Below are 25,977 nucleotides of genomic sequence, written 5' to 3'. Positions count from 1 at the left end.
GTTTTATCAATCTTGTGATTCTTCACCAGAATTTGGACATTGTATATTCATAAGTTTTTTAATTGCTATTGATTTTAGACACTATCCCCCGCTCCCGCACGATTGCATCGTGTGGTTTGTGAAGGATTTTAAAAGGTGAAGTTGGAAAGACATGTGACTACTAAGTTCATTAGAGAATACTATAACTATTGAATAAGAAGACTTCGTACATATCACTTTCTTCTTATAATATTTTTCCTATTTTTACATAACAAAATATCAATAAGGAATAATACATGCGTAAGCCAAACTGGACAAGAGAGCAGTTGATCCTTGCCTTTAACCTTTACTGTAAAATACCCTTTGGGAAAATTTCCAAAACAAATCCTCAAATCATTCAGCTGGCTGAATTGATAGGACGGACACCTAGTGCCGTTGGTTTAAAACTATCGAACCTGGCCAGTTTCGATCCTAGTCTACAAGCCCGAGGTATAAAAGGAATGAAGCATGCTGGAAAAGGAGATCGTTTGATTTTTGAAGTATTCAAAAAAGATAGAGAAGTATTCGTCTTTAAAGCAGAAATTGATAGAATCTACATGGCAAGTGTAGAGAATGGTAAATGAAATGTGTCCGTTCAAAATATTGAAAAGATTATTAATGTTTTAGAGATTTCGATACAAGATTTTTAGAATTCTGATATTTTTGAGAGGTAAGAATGATTAAGTACAGTGAAATAATAAGAAAGTTAGGATTTGAGAAACTAAACAGTTTAATAAAGAGCATGCGTTCTTAGCGTAGTAGAATAAAATCAAAAAAAACTCATGACACAAGATCAGAAGAAATTTAGCTGGGTTCAAACACATAAAGAATTGGTTGAATACCTTGTTGATAAAGAAAATGATCAAGAAGGGTTAATTGAAATATTAAAAAAAGTTGGCATAACTCCCTTAAATGATGAAAATGTTAAAGGTGAAAAAACTGACTTATTGGAGATTGACCCCTTTACCTTTTTTTGTTACATATATAAATATGGTCCTGATAAACGATTGAGTTACTTACAAAAAATTGCTAAATATCTAGATGTTTCAATACCATTAGGTGAAGCTGGTATTCCTTCTGCAAATGCTCAAAGTGTTTGGCTATTCCCATATAAACATATTAGAACAAATAATGAGATTCAGAGATTGTGGGCGTTATTTTTCGCTGCAATTAATGATCAAATTAGCGATGAGCTATTTGATGATGTTTTAAATATTAAAAATGTTGCAAAAACCAAACTTACTGAGGCATTATTCAATGTCAACCCAGAACGATACCTTCCAATAAATGGCCCTACAAAACCATACATAGAAGAAGTACTGGGTATAAATCCTAATTTTAACACATACACAGAATATATCAGGTTACTTAATAAAATAAAAACTAAGGTAAGTATCCCTTTTTATGAATTGTCATATCGTGCTTGGGAATGGAATCAAAATAACAGTAAACAGAAAATGAATGATCACTTAAAATACTCTGAACAGTTAATTGCATTTTTGGAGCAAGCAGAAACAGATAACTTAAAAACAAAACATTTTAAAAGTGATTACAACGGATTAAAAGTTAAGGTTAGTTTTGGACAAGGTGCAAAAGCCCAAATCCCATGGATATCATTTTTAGGGAAAGATCAAAAAACAAGTGAAGGCATATATCCTGTTTATTTATATATCAAAGAAGCAAATACTTTAGTTCTTGCATACGGAGTAAGTGAAGAAAACAAGCCAAATTTACTTTGGCCTTCAGAAGCTAGAAGTATACCAATTTTAAATTTTTTCATAAAAAATAAATTGCCTATACCTAAACGTTATCTGAATTCTTTTGTATTCAAGACATATGATTTAGATAAAGAATTAATTCCAGATACTATTAATGATGATCTAAATACTATAATCTCATTCTACAAGAGTGTAATTCAAAAAACTAATAATAAAATAACACACAAGAAGAATAATGTAGTTGCTTTTTCATTCAAATCATTTAAAGAAGTATCAGTAGCTGCAGGCTTAATGTTTTCGGATAAGCTTATCTCTCGCTACGTTTCATCTCTTTGTACCAAGCCTTTTGTTTTATTGAGTGGTTTATCGGGTTCAGGAAAAACCAAGTTGGCACAGAGTTTTGCACAATGGATTTGCGAGAATAAAGAACAATATTGTATTGTCCCTGTTGGTGCCGATTGGACTAACCGGGAGCCATTGCTAGGTTACCCCAACGCATTAGATTCTAATAACTACGTGAAACCTGAAAATGGGGTTCTTGATTTATTATTGAATGCAAAAAAACATCCGAACAAACCCTTCTTTTTGATCTTGGATGAAATGAATCTGAGTCATGTTGAACGTTATTTCGCCGATTTCTTAAGTGCTATGGAGTCTGATGATTCGATTCCTTTGCATCCCGACAAAGAAGGTAAAAGAGATAATGAAGGGAAAATCATACCTCATGAAATTAAATTACCCAAGAATTTATTCATTGTAGGTACCGTAAATATTGACGAAACCACCTATATGTTTAGTCCTAAAGTATTGGACAGAGCCAATGCTATTGAATTTAGAATAGATACGGATGATATCACAGCTTACTTAAAAGCTCCACAAAAAATCAATTTAGAAAAACTAGAAGGTGCTGGGGCAGTTATGGCTGAAAGTTTTGTAAAGCTTTCTCAAAAAGAGTTTGATGTTAAACCAAATGAAGAATTAAACAAAGAATTGATACGATTCTTTACTGAGTTGAAAAAATCGGGTGCTGAGTTTGGCTACAGAACAGCAGGAGAAATCCATCGACTATTCAATCAATTAAGTTCTGAAACCTATAATTTAGAGCAAAAGGAGATAATTGATATTGCAATAATGCAAAAACTATTGCCTAAAGTACATGGTTCTAGGCGTAAACTTGAAGATGTTCTGCATGTACTTGCATCCTTTTGTGTTCAAGAGGGAGCTGATGTAGAAAAGTACCTTGATCCTAAATCCGATTTGAAATTTAACGAAGAAGTAAAGTACCCTTTGTCTTTAGAAAAAATTTGCAGAATGTATAAAGGAGCAATTGATAATGGTTTTGCTAGTTATGCTGAAGCTTAATTGATTTCTATATGTCTGAAGAAAAATATATCGAAATTTCGTCGAAAGTTAGGAGTGATGTAAAACTTCAAATCTATTCTGAATCGAAGAGAGAAGATTCACTGCAAGAAGTTGAATTTGCTGATGCGATTGCAAATGGAGAATCTCCGTATCAACTAATGGAAGGTTATTCCTATGAGTATTATTTTTCTAATGAGAATTATGAGTTAGAAGAAATTGCTGGTATTGTTCGTCCATCAAGAAGAGGAAAAAATTCAGGAAGAATAACGCCAAAAATTTATGTAGGAACATTACAACTTACTATTATTGAGAGTGAGTCGAAAGAGCTTATTGATACAATTGCGCTTGAGGTAAGATCGGTTAAAGCGGATTATCGTTCCGATTATCGATTCATGTTAGAGGAAATAACAGAGAAATGTACTGAGCTAATCATGCAATGCAATTCCCCTGTAAATCAGTCTTTCTCTTCCGATTTTGAAAATGACAATAAGACTGCATATCAACGCTTTGCCTTTGTGCGCTCATTAATTTATTCAGATGAATTTAATAATGCTGTGAATAAAATCATTTCTTCTCCAGTTACGGAGTGGGAAGAAGAAGTTGAACAAATAGACATACGAAGAGTAAAGAGAATTAGAAATTCTGGAATAAGGCAAATTGCAGGGAATTCGAACAGATCAAGATTACCTGATAATCATCCACTGCATAAACTGGGATTGCATACGATACCTTCTAAAATACAATCATCGAAAAAAATAGAAACAGTTGATACGCCTGAGAATCGATTTATAAAGCACGTTTTGAAAGAGTTTCACTCTTTCTGTTCATCTTTTGAATTGATAGCAAAGGGAAAAGCTCAATTGGAAGCTAAAGTTTTGGTAGATCAATTGGACTGCTTTATTAATCATTCTGTTTTTAAAAAAGTATCTCGTCCCACAACTCTCAATTTAAATAGTCCTGTTCTACAAAGGAAAGAAGGTTATCGTGAGGTGTTACGTGCATGGATCATGTTTGATTTGGCTGCTAAATTGATTTGGGAGGGTGGAGAAGATGTATATGAGGGAGGCAAACGAGATGTGGCAACACTATATGAATATTGGTTGTTTTTTAAATTGTTAGATTTGGTTAGTGAGTTATTTAGAATAGAACCTAAACAAATAGAAAAATTAATTCAACCGTCAAATGATAATCTGAGCCTATCATTAAAACAAGGGAAAAATATTGCTTTGAGTGGAGTATATGATTCTGGCATTCGGAAACTGCATATTAAATTTTCATTCAATAGATCATTCTCGGGGCGGAAGACCTATCCCGATTCGGGAAGTTGGACCCGAACTTTGCGTCCTGATTATACTTTGTCTATTTGGCCCAATGGCATTTCAGAAGAAGTCGCAGAGCAAGAAGAATTAATTACACACATTCATTTCGATGCGAAGTACAAAGTGGAGAACTTACAAAAAAGTTTTACCGAAGATGTTGATCTGAATGAGGAGAAGATGGATCAACGCGAAGGAAAATACAAGAATGCCGATTTGTTGAAGATGCATGCTTATAAAGATGCAATTCGTAGAACCGGTGGTGCTTATGTTTTATATCCGGGAAATCAAGTAGTGAGACAGGAGGGATTTCATGAAATTATTCCGGGATTGGGAGCTTTTCCAATTCGACCCACAAGAGGGGATGATGGAACTAATAATTTAAAAGAATTTATTAATGAGATTATTTCTCATTTTCTAAATAGAGCATCGCAGTGGGAGAATATGTCTTATCGTGTTTATGATATTCATAAAGGGAAACCCGATAAATTAGAAGATTTACTGCCAGAACCTTATGGGGATGAAAGAGGTCTGATACCTGAGGAAACAACAGTTTTAGTTGGGTTTTATAAATCGAAAGAACATTTAGAATGGTGTAAAAGTAAGGGCCTATATAATTTTAGATCAGGAGAAGATAATGGTGCATTGCTTTTAGATAAGGATGTAGTTAATGCAAGATATTTGTTACTGCATACGTATGGCGATAAGCATTCAGGAGAATTATTAAGAATAACAGGAAAAGGCTTAAAAGTTAAATCAGGAGACTTTTTAATTCAAAATGAATACCCTAAAGATCCTAAAAAAGAAATGAAACCATTTTATTTAACTGTTGAAATTGACGACCAAGTTAATGAGGAATTTAAAGGCTTGGAATGGGATTTCAAAAAGTTTGAAAAATTTAAAACAGGAAATCAATCAGCAAGACCTTTTGCTGTTAGTTTAAGTGAGCTTATGAAGAAAAAAGTACAGTATTAGCAAAATTACTAAAACCCTAAGTGCATCATAAACTACAGCGAAATAGCAATCGGGTTAAAAGCCTGAAACGCGCGGTATGTTGGTTTGTAAAAGGGGAGTTTCTCGATTTTCCAGATGCGTTGGTTGTTCTTTAAGTCTGGACATGAGATTCATCGGATTCCCCCGCTGCCGCACGATTGTATCGTGTGGTAATAAAATAAGTAAAGTTTCTAATAAGTTATTGCTATTCTTACTAATATGAGTCGTAATTATAAATGCCATAATCCCGAGGGAGTTTACTTTGTAAGCTTTGCTGTAGTAGAATGGCTTGATGTATTTACCAGAAGTGAATACAAAGACATAATAATTGACAGCTTGCATTATTGTCAAGAGCATAAGGGGATGGATATTTTTGCTTGGTGTATCATGACTAATCATGTTTATTTAATTTTTAGAAGTGCAGATGGTCAAAAGCCAGAATTGCTTTTAGGAGATTTTAAGCGATTTACCAGCAAGGCGATAGTGGCAGCAATAAAAAATAACAATAGGGAAAGTAGGAAAGAGTGGTTATTAGAGCAATTCCTAAAAGCGGGGGCAAAATCTTCTAATGTAAAGAAGTATCAATTTTGGAGACACGATAATAAACCCATCGAGTTGTGGAGCAATAAAGTATTCGATGAAAAAATAAATTACATACATAACAATCCAGTTGAAGAGGGTTTGGTCTCTTATCCTGAAGATTATGTATATAGTAGTGCAAGAGATTATAGGGGAGATAAAGGAATTTTGGATGACGTTATTGTGGTGATGTAGTAACCACACGATAAAATCGTGCGGCAGCGGGGTAATTATCGTGATGTAGTAACCACACGAAAGGATTCGTGCGGCAGCGGGGGGATTGGAATGAAGTGGAAATCGACTAAGTCCATTTAGGGGTAGAGGAAGACTGTTAAGAAAGTAGTAAGCACACGATGCAATCGTGCGGTAGCGGGGGGAAGATGGATATAAATATAGAGGACATGGAGCAATTCAATTAACATGGAAGAAAAACTATGTGGTTTTTGATAAATGGTTGAAGGATAATTATAAAGAAAGTTATAAGGATGTTGTCGCTAACCCTAAGCTAATTGATGAAAACAAAGATTTATTTGTGTTATCTGCGATGTGGTTTTGGAAAACTAACAATATTAACAAAATTGCAGATAAAGGCAGTGTACGAAAGGTGACACTCAAAATTAATTCTAAAGGTTTGGAATGGGAAAAAAGAGAAAATATTTTCAATAAATTGCAAAAAGAAATTAAATAGTTATGAAGTTAAAAATTGTACTGGGATTAATGATATTGTCATTAAGTTCTAATTTGGTTGGTCAAAATGCTGAATTAGAAGGGAGTTTGTTCCAAAATATTGATGAACCATCTATTTATCATTATTATAAAGGGAAACAATTATTGGTTTATTGGGTGTATGAGAATAATCCGAACAAGGTAGTCGAAATAGATACTTTGAATTATGGATTTAATAACACTTGTAAATTATTCAATATTGACAGTTTAAAGCAAAGTGGTAAATATTATTTTGAAATTGATGCAGAAGATTTTGAAGAAGGGGAAAGTTTTGAGAGTGAATGTGGTGAGATGGAAATTTATAAAGAAGGAGATAAAACCATGATGAATATTTATTACAGTAGCTCTCAGCAATTTGTCACATATATGAAAATTGAAGTACTTCCTGAAAAGGTTCAAAGATATTTGCAAAAGAAAGGAATTAGTGTTTCGAAATGATATTTCCCCCCTCGCTCTCGCACGATTGTATCGTGTGGTAAGTAATTAAGTATTAACTGTTTAGGTAAATTTTAAGAGGTGTGGTAATTATAAATTTTATCCCTATTACCCCAAACCCCTAAAGGGACTTACTGGTGCGGTTTGGAAGAAGTCCCCTTCAGGGGATTGGAATGAAGTGGAAATCGACTAAGTCCATTTAGGGGTAGAGGAAGACTGTTAAGAAAGTAGTAAGCACACGATGCAATCGTGCGGTAGCGGGGGTATTATTCTGTTGCAGAGTTGTTAGGAACCTCCATTGATTGGAAAGATTTTACACTTGATGTTACGATGGCTGGATTAAGAAATACTGTTTATGTTGGAGATGATATGCAGGCATGGGCTGCATGTTTACAGGGTATAGAATTAAATACAACAATAGAATTGATAGATAATATTGAATCTAAGAATAGAAATGCCATTGCGAATAGTCTGATTTCACTTTCAATTCAGTGTTTTATTCCATTAGTATTTGAAAAGTACCTTGGCAATAACTCTAGTGATTTATATAGAGCAACGCAACGAAGCTCTGCGACAAAACTTACTAGATTCTTTAATAAACTTAAATTATCTCAGGCTGTTCAAGCCGATTTACTTTTCCTAACTAAGAATTTTGATGAAATTGGAGGTAGTCGAGGTGTAAAATGGGTTCAAGAGATGAAACGTTTAATGCCAACAGAATCAGGTAGCAGAGCTTATGACTTACTGGTAAATGCAAGCTTCGATATAAGCAAATTGTCTTGGAAGAACTTTGAGAGACTAAGTAATATACTTTCTAAACTTGATGACAATGCAGCAAAAAGCCTTGAGGATTTATTTAAAGGTTCATTGGATGTGAATCGTATGCTTATATACTTGGAAAAATCAGGTTCTTCATTAGCTCAATATAGTAAGGCTATGGATGATGTTGTACAGAAGAATCTGTTTAGTGGCACTATGACCCTAAATGGTGGCAAAACGATTAGTAAACTTGATTTCGTTAAGAATTATATGGGAGAAGCTACTGATTTAATTGAATATTATCATAAGATAGTAGGAGGCAAACAGTACTTTTTAAAATATCATCCTGCTTCAAATCAAGGGGCTGTTATCGTAATTGATACATATACCAAAGTTATTGCTGATGCAGAATGTAGAATACTAGTTAATATTTCAGACGATGAATTACAATTGTATAATAAGCAAATAATAAAAGATGAATAATAAAACGTTAACACTTAAGTTATGTTATGCTTTTTTAATAATTATATCTGCCATAATGCTAATTTATTACAGAATATTATTTCCATGTAATAATAAATGGTATGTATTGTTATTGTTAGGTATATCCTTTATTTCTTTCCCTATTTCTTTAAATAGATTTTTGAAGCTATTTAAAATTAATTACAGTAATATATTTTGGACTATTGTAATTTCGTTGGCTTTATTCTTTTATTCTTTTAATAAATCAAATGATATTGCAATAAGTGAGATTAAAGAGAATGGAGGAGTTGTTAAAGTTGCTGTTGTGTATAAGCGATATTCTAGCATTCAAAGTTCGGAATCTATTAGTATAAAATATATTGTAGAAGGGAAAAGTATAAGTGCAAAATATAATTGCAGTAAAAGTATTTATAATCAGTTGGTTGTAGGAGATACGATTTTAATTGTATATTCCTTGAAGTGTCCTGAATGGAACTTGCCTTTTAATTATTTCCCAACCTCAAAAGATATTCTGCAATGTAAAGAGGGTTGTCTGATTGAGAATGGAAGATTAATAATATCTGATTAATGTGTCCCCCGCTACCCCCCCGCTCCCGCACGATTGTATCGTGTGGTTTGTGAAGGATATGTGGTAAGTAATGCAATTAGGTATTACTGATTAACTGTTTGGTGTAAATTTTACAATCCGGAGGGTGTTTATTTTGTAATTTTTGCCGTAAAAACATAAAAAATCTTACGATATAATTTTGACGCAACAAAAAAATAATAAGTGAAATACTTAAAATCACTACAGAAAACCTAATAAAAACTATGAAATACAAGCTGATTATTTTAACCTTATTTATCTCTACTAGTGTATTTGCCCAAAAAGCAAAAGAGAAACTTGTTTATTTTAAAGAATGGCATTTGCCATCTACAGTAGTACCTGCTAGTATAAACAAGTACGAAATTGTTTATGCCCCAATCGATTTAAGAAAAGTTAAATTCGAGTCGGTTCGAAAAATGGATGAGATAAATTTAGAGCCAGTAAAATTAGAGGAAGATAGATTAAAAAACGGAAGTATATTTAATTCTCTTGCATTAAACCAGTTCGATTATTTAAGGCATTCGGACTATTGGGATACTTTACTTACTATAAAAATAAGCTATAAGGATGTAAAGTTTAAAGTTGAAGTAAAAGACAACAGGCAAAAAGGCGATAGTATTGCTGCTTACAAAAGCAAGTTAACGGCTTATTGCGAAGTTCAAATTATTGCCAGCGATAAAGCAGGAACAAAATATTATGAGGAAAACAAAAAGCATGAGTTTCCAATTACAGAGATTAAGACCTATAAAAAGCAAAAAATTACGAGTCGCAAGTTGGCTAAGGATCTAATTGTAAGCAGAATTAAAAAGAACATAGAAAAATACAAGGAGGATTTGTACGAAGGGGTGGCTTACTTTACAAAATATCTGGGTAAACCTTTGGTAAGCAAACTCGACTTTTATGTAGGTAAAACTCAAATTCCTTTTTATCTGGTAAAGAAAAAGAAAGGCTACGATTTTACAGAAATCAACAAACTTACCAGTGAATATATGGCTTTGTTTTCATTGCCATTTACCGATGCTAATCTATTAAAAATACAGGAGCAAGGGAAAAAATGTATCGAATTTTGGTTGGAGAAAACAAAAGATTACGAGCAGAGCGACAAAAAGGATAGGAAAGTGCTATGGGCTTTATATGCCAATGTGATTAGTGCAAACTATGTATTGGGCGATAATGAGAAAACCATTTTCTATAACGCAAAAGTTAATGAGTTAAATTCGAGAAAGAGCAGTACTGTTTTTAACGAAATGGTTCAAAAAAGAATCGATTTAAGAAAACTACATACCGATGAGAATGGAAATTTTAAAAGAGATTTTACTTCGGTTTCCTTTTCGAAAAAAAATAAAGAATTGCTAAAGGAGCATGAGAATTATTTAAGGTTTAAAGCATTGGGCTACCTGTATGGCGGAGTAGAAACCAATGAGGGAGATAAGCACGAAGGCTACGTAAAAGTAAATACCGAACTAAAAAGTAGTACAATAAAGGATCCATCGTATTTGGATGGGAAAAGTGCTACTCTACTGACCATTAATTCTTTGGGGAGAATTAACAAGAGAATGTTTAAAGCTAAGAATTGTAAATATCTTACAAGGAGTAGTTTTAATGGTGGCGATACCGGATCTATTCATAAATACGTACCGGTAAAATTTTCATACAATGCCAATAAAGAAGCCAGAGGTGGAGCGGAAATTCAGACGCGAAAGTGCCGTTTTGCTTTTGTTTATGTTGAATCCAGTAAAATAAAAATGTATCGCTACGAAGATGCTGTAATTCTTCAAAAGCCTGGGAATGATTATGGAGAATCTACCTCTTCTTTAAAGTTTCAGTATGCCTTTAAAAAGGAATTGGCAAAGTTTGCACCCGATTGTCCCGAAGTGATAGAGAAAATAGAGAATGGCGAATACGAGAACGATATTGTAAGTATTTATGGATTTGTATCGGATTACCTGGAGTGTATAGGGATTGAGTAGAGTTTTCCGCGTAGCAGTATTTTGCAGCTAACTATAACCAAATGATGATGTGATTTTAAAAATTCCTTAGGAATTTAATGACAGAGAAAAACAATAACGAATGAAACGACTGATAACAATATTTTTATTGAGCTTATACGTAAGTTTTGCTTATTCGCAAGAGAAGGAATCTGAAGTAAAACGTGGTGTAGCAATTCTGGCTTCGCCCAAAAAAGATAAAGTGTTGTTGCGTTGGGCTCCTAATCATCATATTTTGTGGAAAAAGGCAAATATTTTGGGTTATACTTTGGAGCGTTTTGTTTTGTATCGCAATGGCAAGCAGTTGGCTCAACCCGAATATAAGTTGTTGCAGGAAGGAATAAAAGCCAAAAATGAAGCATGGTGGGAGAATGCCATGCAGGATTCTACTGTTATGGATTACGATTGGCTTTGTGTGGCTGCCCAGGCTTTATATGGTGAGGAGTTTGAGTTGGTTGACCCCAAAGAAAGTCCCATGATGCAGATGATTCACAAAACCCGAGAACAGGAAAATAGATACTCTTTTGCCATGTTTGCAGCCGATCAATCGGCAAGGGTTTCCAAAGCAATGGGATTAAATTATGTTGATACAAATATTAAAGAAAATGAAATGTATTTGTACCGTGTTTATCCTACCAATTTAAATGCCAAAATAGATACTGGTTATGTTTACACAGGCGTAGCCGATTACCAACCACTGCAAAAACCTTTAGGATTGAATACCAGGGTTGAAGGAAAAAGAGCAATGGTTATATGGAATCAGTTTTTGTTGTCGACTGTGTACAATGCCTATATGGTAGAACGTTCGGATGATGATGGGAAAACTTTCCATGCCATTAACAAATCTCCAATTGTATTAACCTACGGCGATGATGGTGATATTCCTATGGATATGATGAAGACTGATTCTTTGCCCGAATTGCTAAAGGAGTATCAGTACCGTATTTATGGATTAACGGCTTTTGGTGAAAAAGGACCGTATTCCGAACCAGTTAAGGCAATGGGAAAACCACAATATAGAATTGCTTATGTTGATCTCGACCAACAAATTAATAAAAATGGTGCAGCAGAGATTTATTGGGAATTGGATTCGGTTGGAGGGCAATATGTAAAAAATACGGAGGTGTTAAGAGCCAATGTATCAAGCGGAAATTTTAAATCTGTATCGGGAATATTGAATAAGAATGTTAGATCATTTATCGATAGGGAACCCTTAAGTACCAATTATTATAAAATTAAAACTACAGGAGTAAACGACGATAGTTTTTATTCGGTTCCATTATTGGTGCAACTGCAGGATAGTATTCCTCCGGCTCCACCAGTCAACTTAAAAGGGAGAATAGACTCCACAGGTTTGGTGCATTTAAGTTGGAGTGCAGGAAAAGAGAAAGATATAAATGGATACCGTGTGTTTCGATCAAATTTTATGGTCGATGAATTTAGCCAGATTACCAAAGTACATACCCAAGATACATTTTTTGTAGATTCTATCAATTTGTACAATTTAACACCAAAAATTTACTACAAAGTTGCTGCTATCGATCAGCGCTTTAATCAGTCTGAGTTAAGTGAGGCTTTACAGCTACAGAAACCAGATACTATTCCACCAGTGCCACCCATATTTTCAGATTATGAAATTATGGATGACGGCATTAAATTAAGTTGGGTACATAGTTTTTCTGTAGATACCAAATTTGAAAAACTCCTTCGAAAGTCGAAGGGGAGTGTCCTGTGTGATACCATTGCAAACTTTTCCATTGCCGATTCCATTCAAACCTACATAGATGAGAGTGCAAAAAAGGGAGTTGCTTACCTGTATTGTATCATTGCCGAAGATGCAGCGAAAAATCAATCGTCAGCTGAGAAATGGCTACAAGCAGAGATTGCTGATGATGGTTTCCGTCCAGAATTAAAGGAGGTAAAAGTAGAGGCAAATACATACGAAGGGCATATATTGTTGCAATGGAAAGCTGCCAACAAACAAATTGTACAGGTAAACATCTATAAAGCGGTAGAAGGCGAAAAGTTGAAATTCTATCGTTTGGTCCAAAATAAAACTCAGATTGAGGATACTCAAGTGCTTTTAAATACCCATTATCAGTATCGATTGCAAGCCATTTACAAAGATGGTGGAAAATCTCCTTTTACCGAAGTGTATAGTGTTCATTACTAGTTTGTTGTTGTTGTTGTTGTTGTTGTTGTTGAAAGCCACATTTTATTAACATCCTAAAAAACATTAATATGAAATTTAGATTTTTACTCTTTTTTATACTTGCTTTTTTATTTGGAATTTTTTCTGTAAAAGCGCAAGATTTGGTTTACAATGGGGAGGTGGAGATTGAGATAAGATTAAATAAAATATGTGGGAGATATATTCATGATAATGATAGTTGGGCAGAGTGTAGGTTAAGGTTTTGGAAAAATGATGTAAAGCAAGATTATGTATTCGCTAGTGGAATTAAGATTGATAAATCGTATTGGCAAGATTTTGATCATGATTATTTACCTGGGTATTGGCTTTATAAAAAGAAAGTTAAATTATCAGGTAAGACATTAGTAGATTATTATTCGGATTCAGATTATACTTTTAGTTTTAAAGGATGGGAACATGACGGAGGAAATAGTTCTGATAAACATGTACAGTATGGCGATTTTAGTGTGAAATCACTTTTGGAGGATAATAATTCACCGGGATGGCATACGAAAAAAATTGAAAGTGCTAAGGGGAGTGATGCACATTCATGTTGGATGATTGAAGTAGAATATTACATTACTCCACCCTCAATAGAAATTACAAGTCCTTCTGCAGATGAAACTAGCTTTGAGGAAGGTTCAGTAGTACCTTTAAAAGTAGATAAACCTGAAGGTGCTAACTTTGAGTATGAATGGTCGGTGCAAATTGATAATGCAACAACTCCTGATGCAACAGGGCAAAAGGTTGTTAGTTATATGTTTATTGATGCCTATGAAGGTACTTATGGTTCTTTTCCATGGGCTACAGCATTGGGACGAGAACTTACAGCAGAAGAGGAAGCAAATCCTAACCTTTATTCTAGTCTTACAAACGAAGAAATTAGAACTCTTACTAGATATTGTGAATTATTTGTAATTCACGAAGGATTTGATAGTCCTTTGTATCAATTTTATTATGTTAATTTGATAGATGAATACGAAGATATTCCTGTGTTTGTACCAGCCATTGACAGTAAAACAGGATCAAATATTACATCGGATGGAACTTGTGATTACCAATTGCCTGAATCAAATAAATTCCATCGGAATTTTAAGTTTAAAGTTCAAACGATAGTTCGTACTGATGACAAAGATCCTTTACGATGTATAGAGGAGGATAAAGTAATTATTGTGGATGTATTCCCTGGTTTTCCTAACATTATCGAACCTGTTACTACAAAAAAAGTTACATGTTTTGGTGGTGATAGCGGAGAACTTAGCTTTAAAGTAGATGGAGATTTAGGGAAGGGCGTTGATGAGTATAGAATTATTGTGATCAAAGATAAGGTTGGCCTTGTGAAAGGACCTTTCCACGTGAAATTTGATGATAGTGATGTCTTAGGAGATCCCAAAGAGTTGAAGATAGACAAGCTACAAGCTGGGAATTATAAGCTTATAGTCAATAATTCATTTTTAAATAGTACAATTGATACCACGGAGTTTTTTAATAAACACGATGGAGTTCAAGAGCGTATGCTAATAGGGCATGATACAATTAGTTTTACGATTGAGGAAAATAAAATTATTGAGCTTAAGAATAACGTTAATTTCATATCCAACGGCACTTGTGATCAATACGTGGTAGATTTAAATAGTGTTGAAACTCAAGGTGGTCTCGGTGGATACAAATATAGCCTTGATAATGTAAATATAGAAACTTCACCAAGATTGTTAGCGGGAAGCAGTGAGTTGCCAAATTATAGTGAAACAGCAGAAATTCCTTTGTATATAGAAGATGTTGCTGGCTGTAGAGGGCAAGGAACAGCAGTATTAAGCAGAGATGCAAAATTTAAGTTTTTTGTTGCGGATGAAAATCTTCCTGTAATTTCTTGTTTTGGGGGGACTACCAGCTTTGAAGTATCTGCACAGGGTGGGAGTGGAAGTTATCAATTCGATATGGATAATGAAATTTCTGCTGGTTCGGCTTCTTCAACAGAATCGCTGAGTTTTGAAGTGGACGCTAGGGAGCATACTTTTTATGCGAAAGAAAGTCATGGTTGTAGCTCTAGTGCCAAAAGAAAATTTATAGAAAATGATCCTGTTGAGATTTATGAATTTCAGCGAACAAGAAAAATTGCGGGTAATGACATTCATATTAGTTGTAATGGTTATGATGATGGTGAAGTGAAATTTAAAATACGTGGAGGAACACCGCCGTACACCTATACTCTATCTAAAGGATTATACTCACAAACAGATAATGTTGATAGTGCAGATACTGAAGTTGTAATTGGAAATTTAAGTGCTGGAAGTTATAGTTTGGTCATAGAAGATTCGAATGGATGCTCATTGGGTAGTGATAAAACTTTTGAGCTGAAAGAACCATCAGAAGTGCAAGTTACTCCTACTTATGCAGATTATTCAGGTTTTAATTACAAATGTTTTGGAGATGTTGAAACCATAGAACTAGAAGTGAGTGAAGGTATAGCTCCTTATTCATTAAAATATGGAAGTACAAATAAGGAGATAAATATTTCTGGTGGCACAACAGGTTTTGATGTGCAGGGAACAAAACCACAAATTGAGATATCAGATGCTTTGGGGTGTAAACCTAATTTTAAAGTTGAATTAAAAGAACCTGCTGTTTTAGGCCTGAATTTATTTCCTAATAATTATACATCTGGGGCTGGGGAGGTATATAACATTAAGCAATTTGGTGAAACCGATGAAATAAGAGTAAAAGCTTCAGGCGGTATTGCTCCTTATACTATAAAACTTTTAAAAGGTGATGTAGAAATTGATTCAAAGCAATCAGAGGATGGAGATTGCTTATTTACAGGTGTAAAAGCAGGAACATACAAGGTAAGTGTAACAGGAAAGCATCTGGGGTGTTCTGAAACAACTGTTATTACCTTAAAAGAGCCTGAGAAATTAGAATTGCCAATTACTTACCACAAAACCAATGGATTTGATATTGCATGCAAAGGTTTAAAGGGAGGAATTACAGTAGAACCTAATGGAGGAATTAGCCCTTATGCTTTAACGGTAAATGGTGTTGGAGTGTCACGTTCATTTACCAACTTGGGAAACCTGGAGAAGGATATTAATGAAATGCCTGCAGGGACTTATAATTTAATTCTACGAGATTCTTATAATGTTGAGCTCGCAAGCGAAGTTATTTTAATTGAGCCGGAAAAACTAAATCTAAATCTAAGCACAACAGTTTATCAGGGAGGTTTTCAAATAAAATGTTCAGATTTATTAGGATATGTTGATGTGACACCAGAAGGAGGAGCTGGCACAACTTACAATTTACTGCAAATGTGTGATGGTAAATCAAATGTTTCTAAGGAAAATACAGGAGTGACAAGATTCGATAATCTAGATGAAGGACATTATACATATATACTTACTGATATTAATGGCTGTACTATTGAAGAGTCAATTGAAATTAAGAAGCCGGAAGAGCTTAAGATAAATTTTGGAGCTGTTAGCATTCCTTCTTGTCATGAGTTGGATATGGGTGATGATTCGAATAAAGAGGATGGACAAATTCAATTAAGCATTAACGGAGGTGCCACTTTGGGGTATAACACCAATATTTACCAATTGGTTGTTGGTCAGCCCGATATTGGTTTGGGACAAATAGAAGGGAATTCTCCGGTATTTAACTCTCTGGAAACAGGGAATTATAAATTTGTTACAGTGGATGCAAATGGTTGTAGAGTAGAAGATTCCCAAAATCTTGGGCAGCCTGATTTATTACAAATTATTGAAGGTGATATGACCTTTGTGGAACCAACATGTTTTGACTACGATAATGGTTTTTGGGAAAGTGATATTTTAGGTGGAACAACTAGAGATGGACAATACTCTTATACCATAACTAAAGAAGCAGAGGTTAATGCTGGAAGAGTTGGAAGGGAATTTAATCAAAGCAATTTATCAGCTGGAAAGTATTTGGTAGAGATAGCAGATGACAATGGCTGCTATTTTAAAATGGAAAATGAATTGCGCCAGCCTAATTTTATTGTAAATCAATTATTTGTATTGGGAGTTGATATACTAAGTGAGGGCGGTGTTGCTAATTTTGATTGCTTTGGAAGTGAAGATGGCAGTGAAATAATAGTGAATGGTGGTACTGCAAATTATTCTGTTCAAATATGGAAAGAAGGATCTTTGTATCAAGAATTAAACGAAGTTGCTGCAGATGTAGGAGTTTCAGCGAAAAATTTGGGAGCTGGCAATTATAGTATTCTTACTACCGATTCAAGAGGTTGTCAGTCCAATAAAGTAGATTTTAAATTAAATCAACCTGAAGAAATAAAGTTTGATAGAGATGCGGCAAAATACGTTGATGATAAAACTGGCGAAGTTTTCGATTTTACCTGTTTCGGAGCTAGAGAAACAATTGGTGTGATGGTAGAAGGAGGTTTTGCACCTTACCAGATAATCTATAATGGAGAAACGAATGTAATATCTGAATCGGGAGGATATGTAGATTTTGAGGTAACGGGAACAGGGCCGGTTTTTGATATTGTGGATGCCAAAAATTGTCCAAAACAATACAAACCAATACTAAAAGAACCATTGGAATTGCAATTGGAGTTATCGAGCAATCTGTATGAATCAAACAAAGCAGAACAATATCAAATCAAATGTTTTGGAGCAACAGATAGTATATGGGCAAGAGCAACAGGAGGAATTACTCCTTACACTTTTGAATTGTTTGATGCAAGTAATACTAAAATGGTAACTAAGCATGCTAACGAAGAAGTGTTTTTTGAGGATTTGCCTGCTGGCATTTATAATGTTAAGGTTACAGGAGCATATAATACAGATTGTTTTGTTGAGAGTGCAATTACTTTAAAACAGCCCGATCCAATTCAATCCAATATAATTCTTTCAAATTTTGAAGGATTTGAAATTAGATGTAATGGCTTAACCGATAGTGTTAAAGTACAGGCTTTAGGAGGGATTTCTCCGTATAAGCTTAAATTGACGAATGTTTCTATAGTTCAGGAATTCGAAGATGTAAGTAATGAAATTCAAACATTTAAAAATATACCCGCGGGCAAATATCAACTCAGTATTACCGATAAGTTGGAAGCATGTGAGTATAAAAAGGAAATTGTATTAACAGAGCCAACTGCAATTGGTTTTGATATCGAAACATCGCACTATGAAGGAGATTTTGAAATTAGATGTTCGTACTTAAGAGACTCGGTAAAAATTACCCCATTAGGAGGTATTCCTATTACAAGCACCTCGGAATATACAATAGAACAAACTGATGAAAGAGGTGATAGACAGTTGGGAAATGTTGCAGCTGATGAAAATCTTGTGTTCAAAAATTTGGATGCAGGAATGTTTAGTTATACGGTATCTGATGTAAATAGATGCAAACTAAACAAGATAATTGAATTAAGAAAGCCCGATTCCTTAGAGATTACCGGAATTGACTTTACAATTCCAACCTGTCATGAGAAGGACATGGGTGATATTTCAAAGCGATCAGATGGCGAGATAAAAGTGCAAATACAGGGAGGAGTATCTTTTGGTGGTGGGTACTATGATTATTTACTTAATAAAATGCCACATTCTGAAACTACAGATAGACTGGATTCGATTAGAGGTATTACGAATGCAGTATTTAAATCACTTGAAACGGGAGAATATATCATTGAGGTAAGAGATGTTAATGCTTGTAGAGTAAAAATTGACGAACAACAATTACAACAAGCAGATTGGTTGCACATAGAGAAATTTAACCTTGTAATTCCGCAGTGTTATGAAGCGAAAGATGGATTTTTGGAGAGTGAAATTATAGGTGGTATAAGTGCTACAGGAAATTATTCTTATGTGCTGTCTAAAAATGGAGAAGCATTTAGAAATGGTTCTACAGGTATAGAGTGGAATCAGGATCAGTTGGGAAAAGGTAAGTATATAATTGAAATTACCGACGATCTGGGCTGCTATTTTAAGCAGGAAGAAGAAATGTTACAACCCGATGAAATGTCTATTGATTTTAATGTAATGGGGGTAACGGATTTTGGAAATAATGATGGAGCTGCACAGGTAATAGTAAGTGGAGGAAATGGTGGATATCGATATCAGTGGTACCATAAAGGAGAAAAATATCTTAACGGTGAACATGAAAGAATAGATGATTTATATGCAGGGGAGTATACAGTAGAGGTTTGGGATCAAAACAATTGTCCTTACGGCAATAATGACTTTGGAATTGCAAATGGATTAAAAAAGACAGTAAGCATAAAGGAGCCTGGCAGTAAACTAAGTATTGTTGCAAACCCTGTAATGACTAGCTACTATGGAGCCGAAGATGGGGGCTTGCAGGTTTCGGCAGTTGGAGGATGGCCTTATGCAGTGTGGCCGGGGTACGAATTTTCGTTGAATTATGGAGATTGGACAATTACCAATCAGTTTGAAAACTTAAAAGCAGGTTTATATCATGTTCGAGTAAGGGATTCAAAAGGTGTATTAGATTCAATAGAAGTGGAAGTTGAAGAGCCAGATGAAATTATTATACTACTGGAAAAGAGAGATTGTCTTTGTAATAAAGATAATAGTGGAGAAGTAACAGTTAGGGCTAATGGAGGTACTGCACCCTACACTTACGCTATAAATTATGCCATCGATTTTAACAGGTCGAATGAATTTACAGGATTAAAAGCAGGTAGTTATAGAATTTTTGTAAAAGATAAATTAGGTAATGTTCAAAGTAAATATGTAGATATTGAGGAGCCTGAAGCTTTAAATATTGAATTTATTGACTTGAAACATAGTACTTGTAATAGTAGTAATGGTTCTGTTCAGATTCAAATATTTGGTGGATCTCCTGACTATTATGTGGATTGGGGCGATTTTTATCCGAATGATAAATTACATCCTAATAATTTAAGAGCAAAAGAATATTTTATAGAAGTTACAGATGCTAATTCATGTACAAGCACAAAATCATTCTTGGTTGAGGAAATGAGTGGGCCGGAAATCAGTCTAAAGCAACTCAAGGAGGTAAGTTGTCATGAATCTAAAGATGGTGAAATTGTAATTGAAGTTAACAATGGAACTACTCCTTATGATATAGTTTGGAGAGGGTTGGATGATTCGTACTCAACGGTAGTAAATCAGCTTGGAAAAGGTTCGTACTCTGTTACGGTAAGTGATGCTAACAATTGTTTTGATGAAGCAGAGTATGAAATAACCGGTCCTGAAGAATTGGAGCTATATGTGAGTAGTCTGCAATCGCCAAACTGTGTTGGTATTAATGATGGTAGCATTTTAATGACAGCCATTGGGGGAAGTCCTGAATATATATACTCTTTAAACGAAGAATCAAATAAGCAAGGGTGGTTTAACAATTTAGGGGCAGGAGAAATGATGTTGCAGGTTACTGATGTGAACGGTTGTAAGAAAGAGTTGGAGGCTGAATTAACAGCTCCTGTACCAGTAACAATAGAATTGCCTAATGAATATTTCTTGTGTAAAAATCAAACTGAAATCGTAAGTTCTGGTATTGAAGGGGCAAATAGCTCTTGGTTTTACAATGATGTTCAATTTAGTAATGAAAAAGAAGTTGAGTTATATCAAGAGGGTAATTATCTGCTAAAGCTTACTACAGATAAGGGTTGTAAAGCAGAGCACGAATTTAATCTTTCGTATTTGGACTATGAGGTAGTCGCCGATTTTATTATTCCTGCAGAAGCTATTGTTGGGGATACTATTGTAGCTGTAGATATTTCATGGGAAATGCCTGATTCGGTTAGGTGGGTTTTTCCGAATGAGATGGAAGTTATTAAAAAGCAAGATGCTTCAATTTGGTTTCGTGTTTTGCAAGCTGGTAGTTATGATATTGGTATGTATGTTTTTAAAAATGAGTGTAGTGATTATGTTGAAAAAATAGTTAATGTAGCAAATATAAGTACTAAACGAAAAGCTGGTTTTATTCAACCAAAAGAAGCTTATGTAATGGAAGCTAAATTATATCCGAATCCTAATCGAGGTGATTTTCACTTAAACCTTGTTTTAAATAAAATGGAGGATGTAAATATACAAATATTTGATGTGCAACGAGCTATTAAAATTGATTCAAGAGCAGGTTTTAATAGTGCTATTTATCAATTTGATTTTAATGATAAATCACTGTTTAGAGCACACAAAACTTATGCTGTTGTAATTTTAGTTGGCAATGAAAAAAGAGTGCTTAAATTTCTGGTATTTTAAAAAATAAATCCAATTGGAAATGGAAAAAGGAAGGTTTAACCGAAGCTTAAGTGGGCTACGCAAGTTGTGTTTTTGTTCCACAAAAACGCTTGTGCCTTCCGGCAGGGACTTTTCATCTTAGATGAAAAGCTTGATTGTCCTAAGGACAAGAAATAAAGATTGTATTAAATTCACTGCATGTCATCAGAGTATAAAAGTAATTTAAAAGATATAGTCCTTAATACATGCGATCACAAAGTTGAATTCGGCCATGATTTTGTCAAAAGAGTTCGGCATAAAGGCGCCCAATCATTACAAAGAGTTTTTTTGAGATTTAATATTGTGAAGTTGAGCGAGCAAAAAGCTGTATCAGTTTAAAAAGAAAACTGATACAGCACTTTGCTTGTAGCAACACAAAACACATTGAAATGATTTTCCCTCCAAGCGCACATCCCATTTATTCCGCTTCCTTTTGCCGAAATCATGACCTTTAAGAAAAGGGATGTTTACGCATGTATGAAGGCCTTACAATATGTATGTAAGATTAAATTTTGGTGATGGAAACAAGAGTGGGGCATTTTTCTATTAGTTTAATTTCTTTAAGAAAGTACTAAGCAGGTTTATGTTTTGGTTTGTCCAAAATTCTTAAAAATATCCCGTTGTTCTCTTATTGGAAAATAGATTTTAAGTAAAAAGGTTGGTGGAATAAAGTGTGGCGAAACCTATTGTAAATGTTGTAACAGGATAAGAATACTACAATTTTTTTCTGAGCTTACTCATATCCTTGCCTACTTTCTCATTTACAACCTTAGAGTAAATTTGAGTGGTACGAATATTTTTGTGGCCAAGCATGGAACTAATGGATTCTATCGGAACACCATTTGCCAAAGTAACAGTAGTTGCAAAAGTATGTCTGGCTGTATGAAAAGTTAGGTTTTTATCAATTGAAGCCAGATCAGCCAATTCTTTTAAATAGGCATTTGTTTTTTGATTACTCAAGCTTGGAAAAATATTGTTTTCCATTTTCTTACCTGGAGCTAAGCTGTATTTTTTAATTAATTGTTCCGGAACAGGTAAAAGTGGAACATTAGAAGGTACTTTTGTCTTCTTTCTTTGCGTAATGATCCAATTGTTACCATCAATTCCTTTTCTGATATTTTCTGTAGTTAGATTGCTAACATCAATATAAGCCAGCCCTGTATAACATGAGAATAAGAAGATGTCTCTCACAAAATCCAAACGGTGGATTGATAATTTTAAGTTTTCAAGTTTTAAAAGTTCATCTTTGGTAAGATATTCTCTTTTAACTTCCACCAAGCTGGATTTATACTTTGCAAAAGGATCTTTGCTCAGCCATTCATTTTTAATGGCAAGAATGATGATCTTTTTAAAGTTTTTGATGTACTTGTATGTCGTATTGCTATTGCATTTGCGAACAGTCTTGAGGTAATGTTCCAGATCAATAATAAAGGCATATTTAATTAGATGCAAGGAAATGTCTTTACGATTGTATTGATGCTTCAAAAAGTTCTTAATGTGATCCAGACTTGTAACGTACCTTTGCAAAGTAGCAGGAGAGTATGAAATACCTACCAATTCTGAAATTTGCTTATTGTGATATTCAAAAACTTGTAAAAGTGTTTTTCTACCTTCATCCTTGCCAAGAAAGCGAGCCTTGAGTTTTTTTGCTGAAATATCTTCTCCATTTTTTACCATTGCCGTGTGATGATCGTAAATACCATTCTTAAGAGCATCTAGGAATTGATTGATTTGAACTCCACCTTTCTTTCTAGGAAATGCCTTGTTGAGCTTTCCATTCCAGCTTGTAGGATTGATATATCGTCCTGTAGCCATTTCAACACGTTGCTGATCAACTGATATACGCATATATATGGGAGCCTCGCCATGTTTATTGGTGCGGTTCTTACGTATTAAGAAGCTGATATTTAGGGTATAAAAGGTATTCATACCTGATTAATTTACAATTATCATTATCTGGATTTCATCAAAAAAACATAAATTGATGAATAATGTTTAGTACAATTTACGAAAAAACAAGCACTTTAAAAAATAAAATCTAGAAGTTTGTCTTCTTTAATGTGTTTTGATACAGTTTGTTATGAGGTGTTTGGTGAACAAGGTAGGAGTGTGAATTTGCTCACCGTAGAGTCCCCATTCCTAATAATATTATTTGAAATAGAATGAATATCCTAAAAACAAAAACAGCTGTAAATCAATGGATTTACAGCTGTTTGGTTCTAAAAGAACTCTAAGTTGCGGAGAGAGAGGGATTCGAACCCCCGGTACGTTGCCGCACAATGGTTTTCAAGACCACCGCATTCGACCACTCTGCCATCTCTCCAAAAAAATTGAGCGGGAAACGAGACTCAAACTCGCGACCCTCAGCTTGGAAGGCTGATGCTCTATCAACTGAGCTATTCCCGCATTGATGATTTAATATGATTGAACATTTTCAATCTAAATCGGAGTGGGGAGAGCAGGATTCGAACCTACGAAGACGAAGTCAGCGGAGTTACAGTCCGCCCCAGTTGGCCACTTTGGTATCTCCCCAAAAAAATATTTCAAAAAAAATTGAGCGGGAAACGAGACTCAAACTCGCGACCCTCAGCTTGGAAGGCTGATGCTCTATCAACTGAGCTATTCCCGCATTGATGATTTAATATGATTGAACGTTTTCAATCTAAATCGGAGTGGGGAGAGCAGGATTCGAACCTGCGAAGACGAAGTCAACGGAGTTACAGTCCGTCCCAGTTGGCCACTTTGGTATCTCCCCGATTGCAATAATTTAAAGAACTTTATTTCCGTATTGCGGTTGCAAATATAGGTGCTTTGGTAGAATATACAAGGGGTTCATGATATTTTTTTTAAAAAAAATGAACTTTTTTATGTAAGTGTTTGATTCTCTAGAGGATATTTTTGAATTTTTTTTTGATGTTTTTTATTTGACTCATAATTTGTGTCGTTATGGTCTGTAATAAATAGATAATGAGTGATTAAGGCTTGTTTTATGTTCTGCTGTATAGTACTCTTTTTTTTGTAAAAGACTGAGATAGAATGCTTGCAGTTTTAATGGACTACATTTTATTATATTAGCAAGAGAATAAATTAAAATTGGAAGAGACCTCAAGATTTATAAAAAAGTCTGCTTTTTTTTATCATTTTACTGTTGCGATAGAAAAGAAGGAATGGTTTCGAAGCAAATTGTGATGAATAGAAACAAGATTATTAAAGAAAATTACGATACCGATTATTGATCTGAGAAGTGTGTGTCGAAAATTGACTTACTATGGTATTATTGTTCTAGCCTCTTTTTGGAAAAAAGGGAATGGAATTTAGTAGGATTTCGTCAGTATTCTAAAAATATCTAGGATGAAAATACTGATGCAATAAAAACAAGTAGAAATGAAATAGAAGGGTGTAATTATGTATTTATTCAGATTAGACTTAAATTATCTTAGCAAATTTTAAACTAGATCTTATATGCCGTTAAAACTGCGAATACAGCATGTTTTTATAAGTTAATATTGCGCATGTAAAAATGCCCATCTTAGATTCGCGTTATATAAAGATGGCCTGTTAAAGTAAATTAAAATTGAGGAATATGTTATCATTTAACTCAAGGGGAATAGTTCGATAAGATGAGTTCAGACGATCTTTATAAATTCTTACAGTTAATTTATAGGCAAAAAAAAACGGAGATCAGTACGATCTCCGTTTCCTTAATTTAAAATGTCTTATTTTATCATTGCTTTAGCATGAGTAATGTATTTTTCAACATCACGAGCTTCAGCTGATTTGGAAAAATCTTTTTCAATTTTTTCGTAAGCAGTCAATGCTTTTTTATAATCTCCAGTCATTTCGTAAGCTAATCCAGCTTTTTGAAGATAAATAGGAGTTGTAAAATCATTTGCATTTAAAGAACTTGCATCCATATAGTTTGATGCAGCTTTTTTACTGTCTCCTAATTCCATATATGCATCACCTGTTGCAGCTTTTGCAAGAGCACTTAATATAAAATCGTCGGAGCTAAAAGAATTCAAGTGATCAATAGCATTTTGAAACTCACCCATTCTAAGGTAAGAGATTCCAGCATAATATTGCGATAAGTTACCTGCAGTAGTTGATCCAAACTCATCAACAATATCAATAAAACCAGGATAATTTTCATCACCATTTAAAGCTAACTTAAATGAATCTTGCTCGAAATATCTTTGAGCCTGGAACAATTGATTTTGAGCTTTTTCTTCAAGAGGAGTTTTATAGTATTTTTGATATGCAAAAATAGCTACAGCAACAACAATTACAGCTAAAGCAATACTTGTTAATTTTTTCTGATTTTTCTCTATATATTGTTCAGTCTTACTTAACGCTTCTTCTAAATTTTCAAAATTATCTTCAGTTACCTGATCGTTTTTATGCTTTGACATACTCAAATAATTAATAGGTTTATTTTTTCTAACGCAAATGTAATTTTTTTTAACAAATATAAAGCATGTTTTTAGTAAAAATTAACACATAATCTGAACTTAAATTATACACTTGGAAAGCAGGTTTCGAATTGATTTAATTTAGTAATTTTGCAGAGTCAACTAATTATT

The 25,977-nt window shown here is 34.1% G+C and carries 12 protein-coding genes, 5 tRNA genes and 1 pseudogene; 11 read left to right on the top strand and 7 right to left on the bottom strand.

Annotation, left to right across the window (positions count from 1 at the left end; all coding sequences use genetic code 11):
- The first annotated feature begins 275 nt into the window (after window positions 1-275).
- The 11 genes and pseudogenes from ACT3CE_RS17335 to ACT3CE_RS17285 all read left to right on the top strand — a co-directional run bounded on the left by ACT3CE_RS17335 (window position 276) and on the right by ACT3CE_RS17285 (window position 21,379).
- Window positions 276-602, top strand: coding sequence for a hypothetical protein (locus ACT3CE_RS17335; protein WP_444711032.1), 327 nt, complete (start codon window positions 276-278; stop codon window positions 600-602).
- 198 nt (window positions 603-800) lie between these two features.
- Window positions 801-3,098, top strand: coding sequence for an MrcB family domain-containing protein (locus ACT3CE_RS17330; RefSeq protein WP_444711031.1), 2,298 nt, complete (start codon window positions 801-803; stop codon window positions 3,096-3,098).
- Between the two features lie 11 nt (window positions 3,099-3,109).
- Entirely contained in the window at window positions 3,110-5,389 is a 2,280-nt protein-coding gene (locus ACT3CE_RS17325) for a DUF2357 domain-containing protein (protein WP_444711030.1), read from the top strand.
- 237 nt (window positions 5,390-5,626) lie between these two features.
- Window positions 5,627-6,181, top strand: coding sequence for an REP-associated tyrosine transposase (locus ACT3CE_RS17320; RefSeq protein ID WP_444711029.1), 555 nt, complete (start codon window positions 5,627-5,629; stop codon window positions 6,179-6,181).
- 196 nt (window positions 6,182-6,377) lie between these two features.
- Window positions 6,378-6,674: pseudogene (locus ACT3CE_RS17315) on the top strand (hypothetical protein); the annotation flags it as partial.
- A gap of 2 nt (window positions 6,675-6,676) precedes the next feature.
- Window positions 6,677-7,150, top strand: a complete 474-nt coding sequence (locus ACT3CE_RS17310) for a hypothetical protein (RefSeq protein ID WP_444711028.1) — start codon at window positions 6,677-6,679, stop codon at window positions 7,148-7,150.
- A 327-nt stretch (window positions 7,151-7,477) separates the two neighbouring features.
- The gene (locus tag ACT3CE_RS17305) at window positions 7,478-8,389 is read left to right on the top strand and encodes a hypothetical protein (RefSeq protein WP_444711027.1); all 912 of its coding nucleotides are present in this window, start codon (window positions 7,478-7,480) and stop codon (window positions 8,387-8,389) included.
- Entirely contained in the window at window positions 8,382-8,957 is a 576-nt protein-coding gene (locus ACT3CE_RS17300; protein ID WP_444711026.1) for a hypothetical protein, read from the top strand. The genes ACT3CE_RS17305 and ACT3CE_RS17300 overlap by 8 nt, the downstream gene beginning before the upstream one ends.
- Window positions 8,958-9,199: 242 nt before the next feature.
- Entirely contained in the window at window positions 9,200-10,945 is a 1,746-nt protein-coding gene (locus ACT3CE_RS17295) for a hypothetical protein (RefSeq protein ID WP_444711025.1), read from the top strand.
- Window positions 10,946-11,045: 100 nt separating this feature from the next.
- The gene (locus ACT3CE_RS17290) at window positions 11,046-13,136 is read left to right on the top strand and encodes a hypothetical protein (protein WP_444711024.1); all 2,091 of its coding nucleotides are present in this window, start codon (window positions 11,046-11,048) and stop codon (window positions 13,134-13,136) included.
- Window positions 13,137-13,204: 68 nt separating this feature from the next.
- Complete coding sequence (locus ACT3CE_RS17285; RefSeq protein ID WP_444711023.1) at window positions 13,205-21,379, top strand: SprB repeat-containing protein; 8,175 nt, start codon at window positions 13,205-13,207, stop codon at window positions 21,377-21,379.
- Between the two features lie 732 nt (window positions 21,380-22,111).
- Here ACT3CE_RS17285 and ACT3CE_RS17280 read toward each other — a convergent pair.
- From ACT3CE_RS17280 to ACT3CE_RS17250, 7 genes are all read right to left on the bottom strand, one after another.
- On the bottom strand, window positions 22,112-23,326 hold the full coding sequence (locus ACT3CE_RS17280; RefSeq protein ID WP_444711022.1) for a site-specific integrase: 1,215 nt from the start codon (window positions 23,324-23,326) through the stop codon (window positions 22,112-22,114).
- Window positions 23,327-23,635: 309 nt separating this feature from the next.
- Window positions 23,636-23,720, bottom strand: a tRNA-Ser gene (locus tag ACT3CE_RS17275).
- 10 nt (window positions 23,721-23,730) lie between these two features.
- Window positions 23,731-23,803 (bottom strand) — tRNA-Gly (locus tag ACT3CE_RS17270).
- Window positions 23,804-23,847: 44 nt separating this feature from the next.
- Window positions 23,848-23,929 (bottom strand) — tRNA-Tyr (locus tag ACT3CE_RS17265).
- Between the two features lie 24 nt (window positions 23,930-23,953).
- A tRNA-Gly gene (locus ACT3CE_RS17260) sits at window positions 23,954-24,026 on the bottom strand.
- A gap of 44 nt (window positions 24,027-24,070) precedes the next feature.
- A tRNA-Tyr gene (locus ACT3CE_RS17255) sits at window positions 24,071-24,152 on the bottom strand.
- A gap of 961 nt (window positions 24,153-25,113) precedes the next feature.
- Window positions 25,114-25,806, bottom strand: a complete 693-nt coding sequence (locus tag ACT3CE_RS17250) for a tetratricopeptide repeat protein (protein WP_444711021.1) — start codon at window positions 25,804-25,806, stop codon at window positions 25,114-25,116.
- Window positions 25,807-25,977: the final 171 nt, after the last annotated feature.

The organism is Marinifilum sp. RC60d5 (assembly GCF_052400665.1).
Classification (GTDB): domain Bacteria; phylum Bacteroidota; class Bacteroidia; order Bacteroidales; family Marinifilaceae; genus JBQTGK01.
This window is presented reverse-complemented; position numbering and strand designations above follow the sequence as displayed.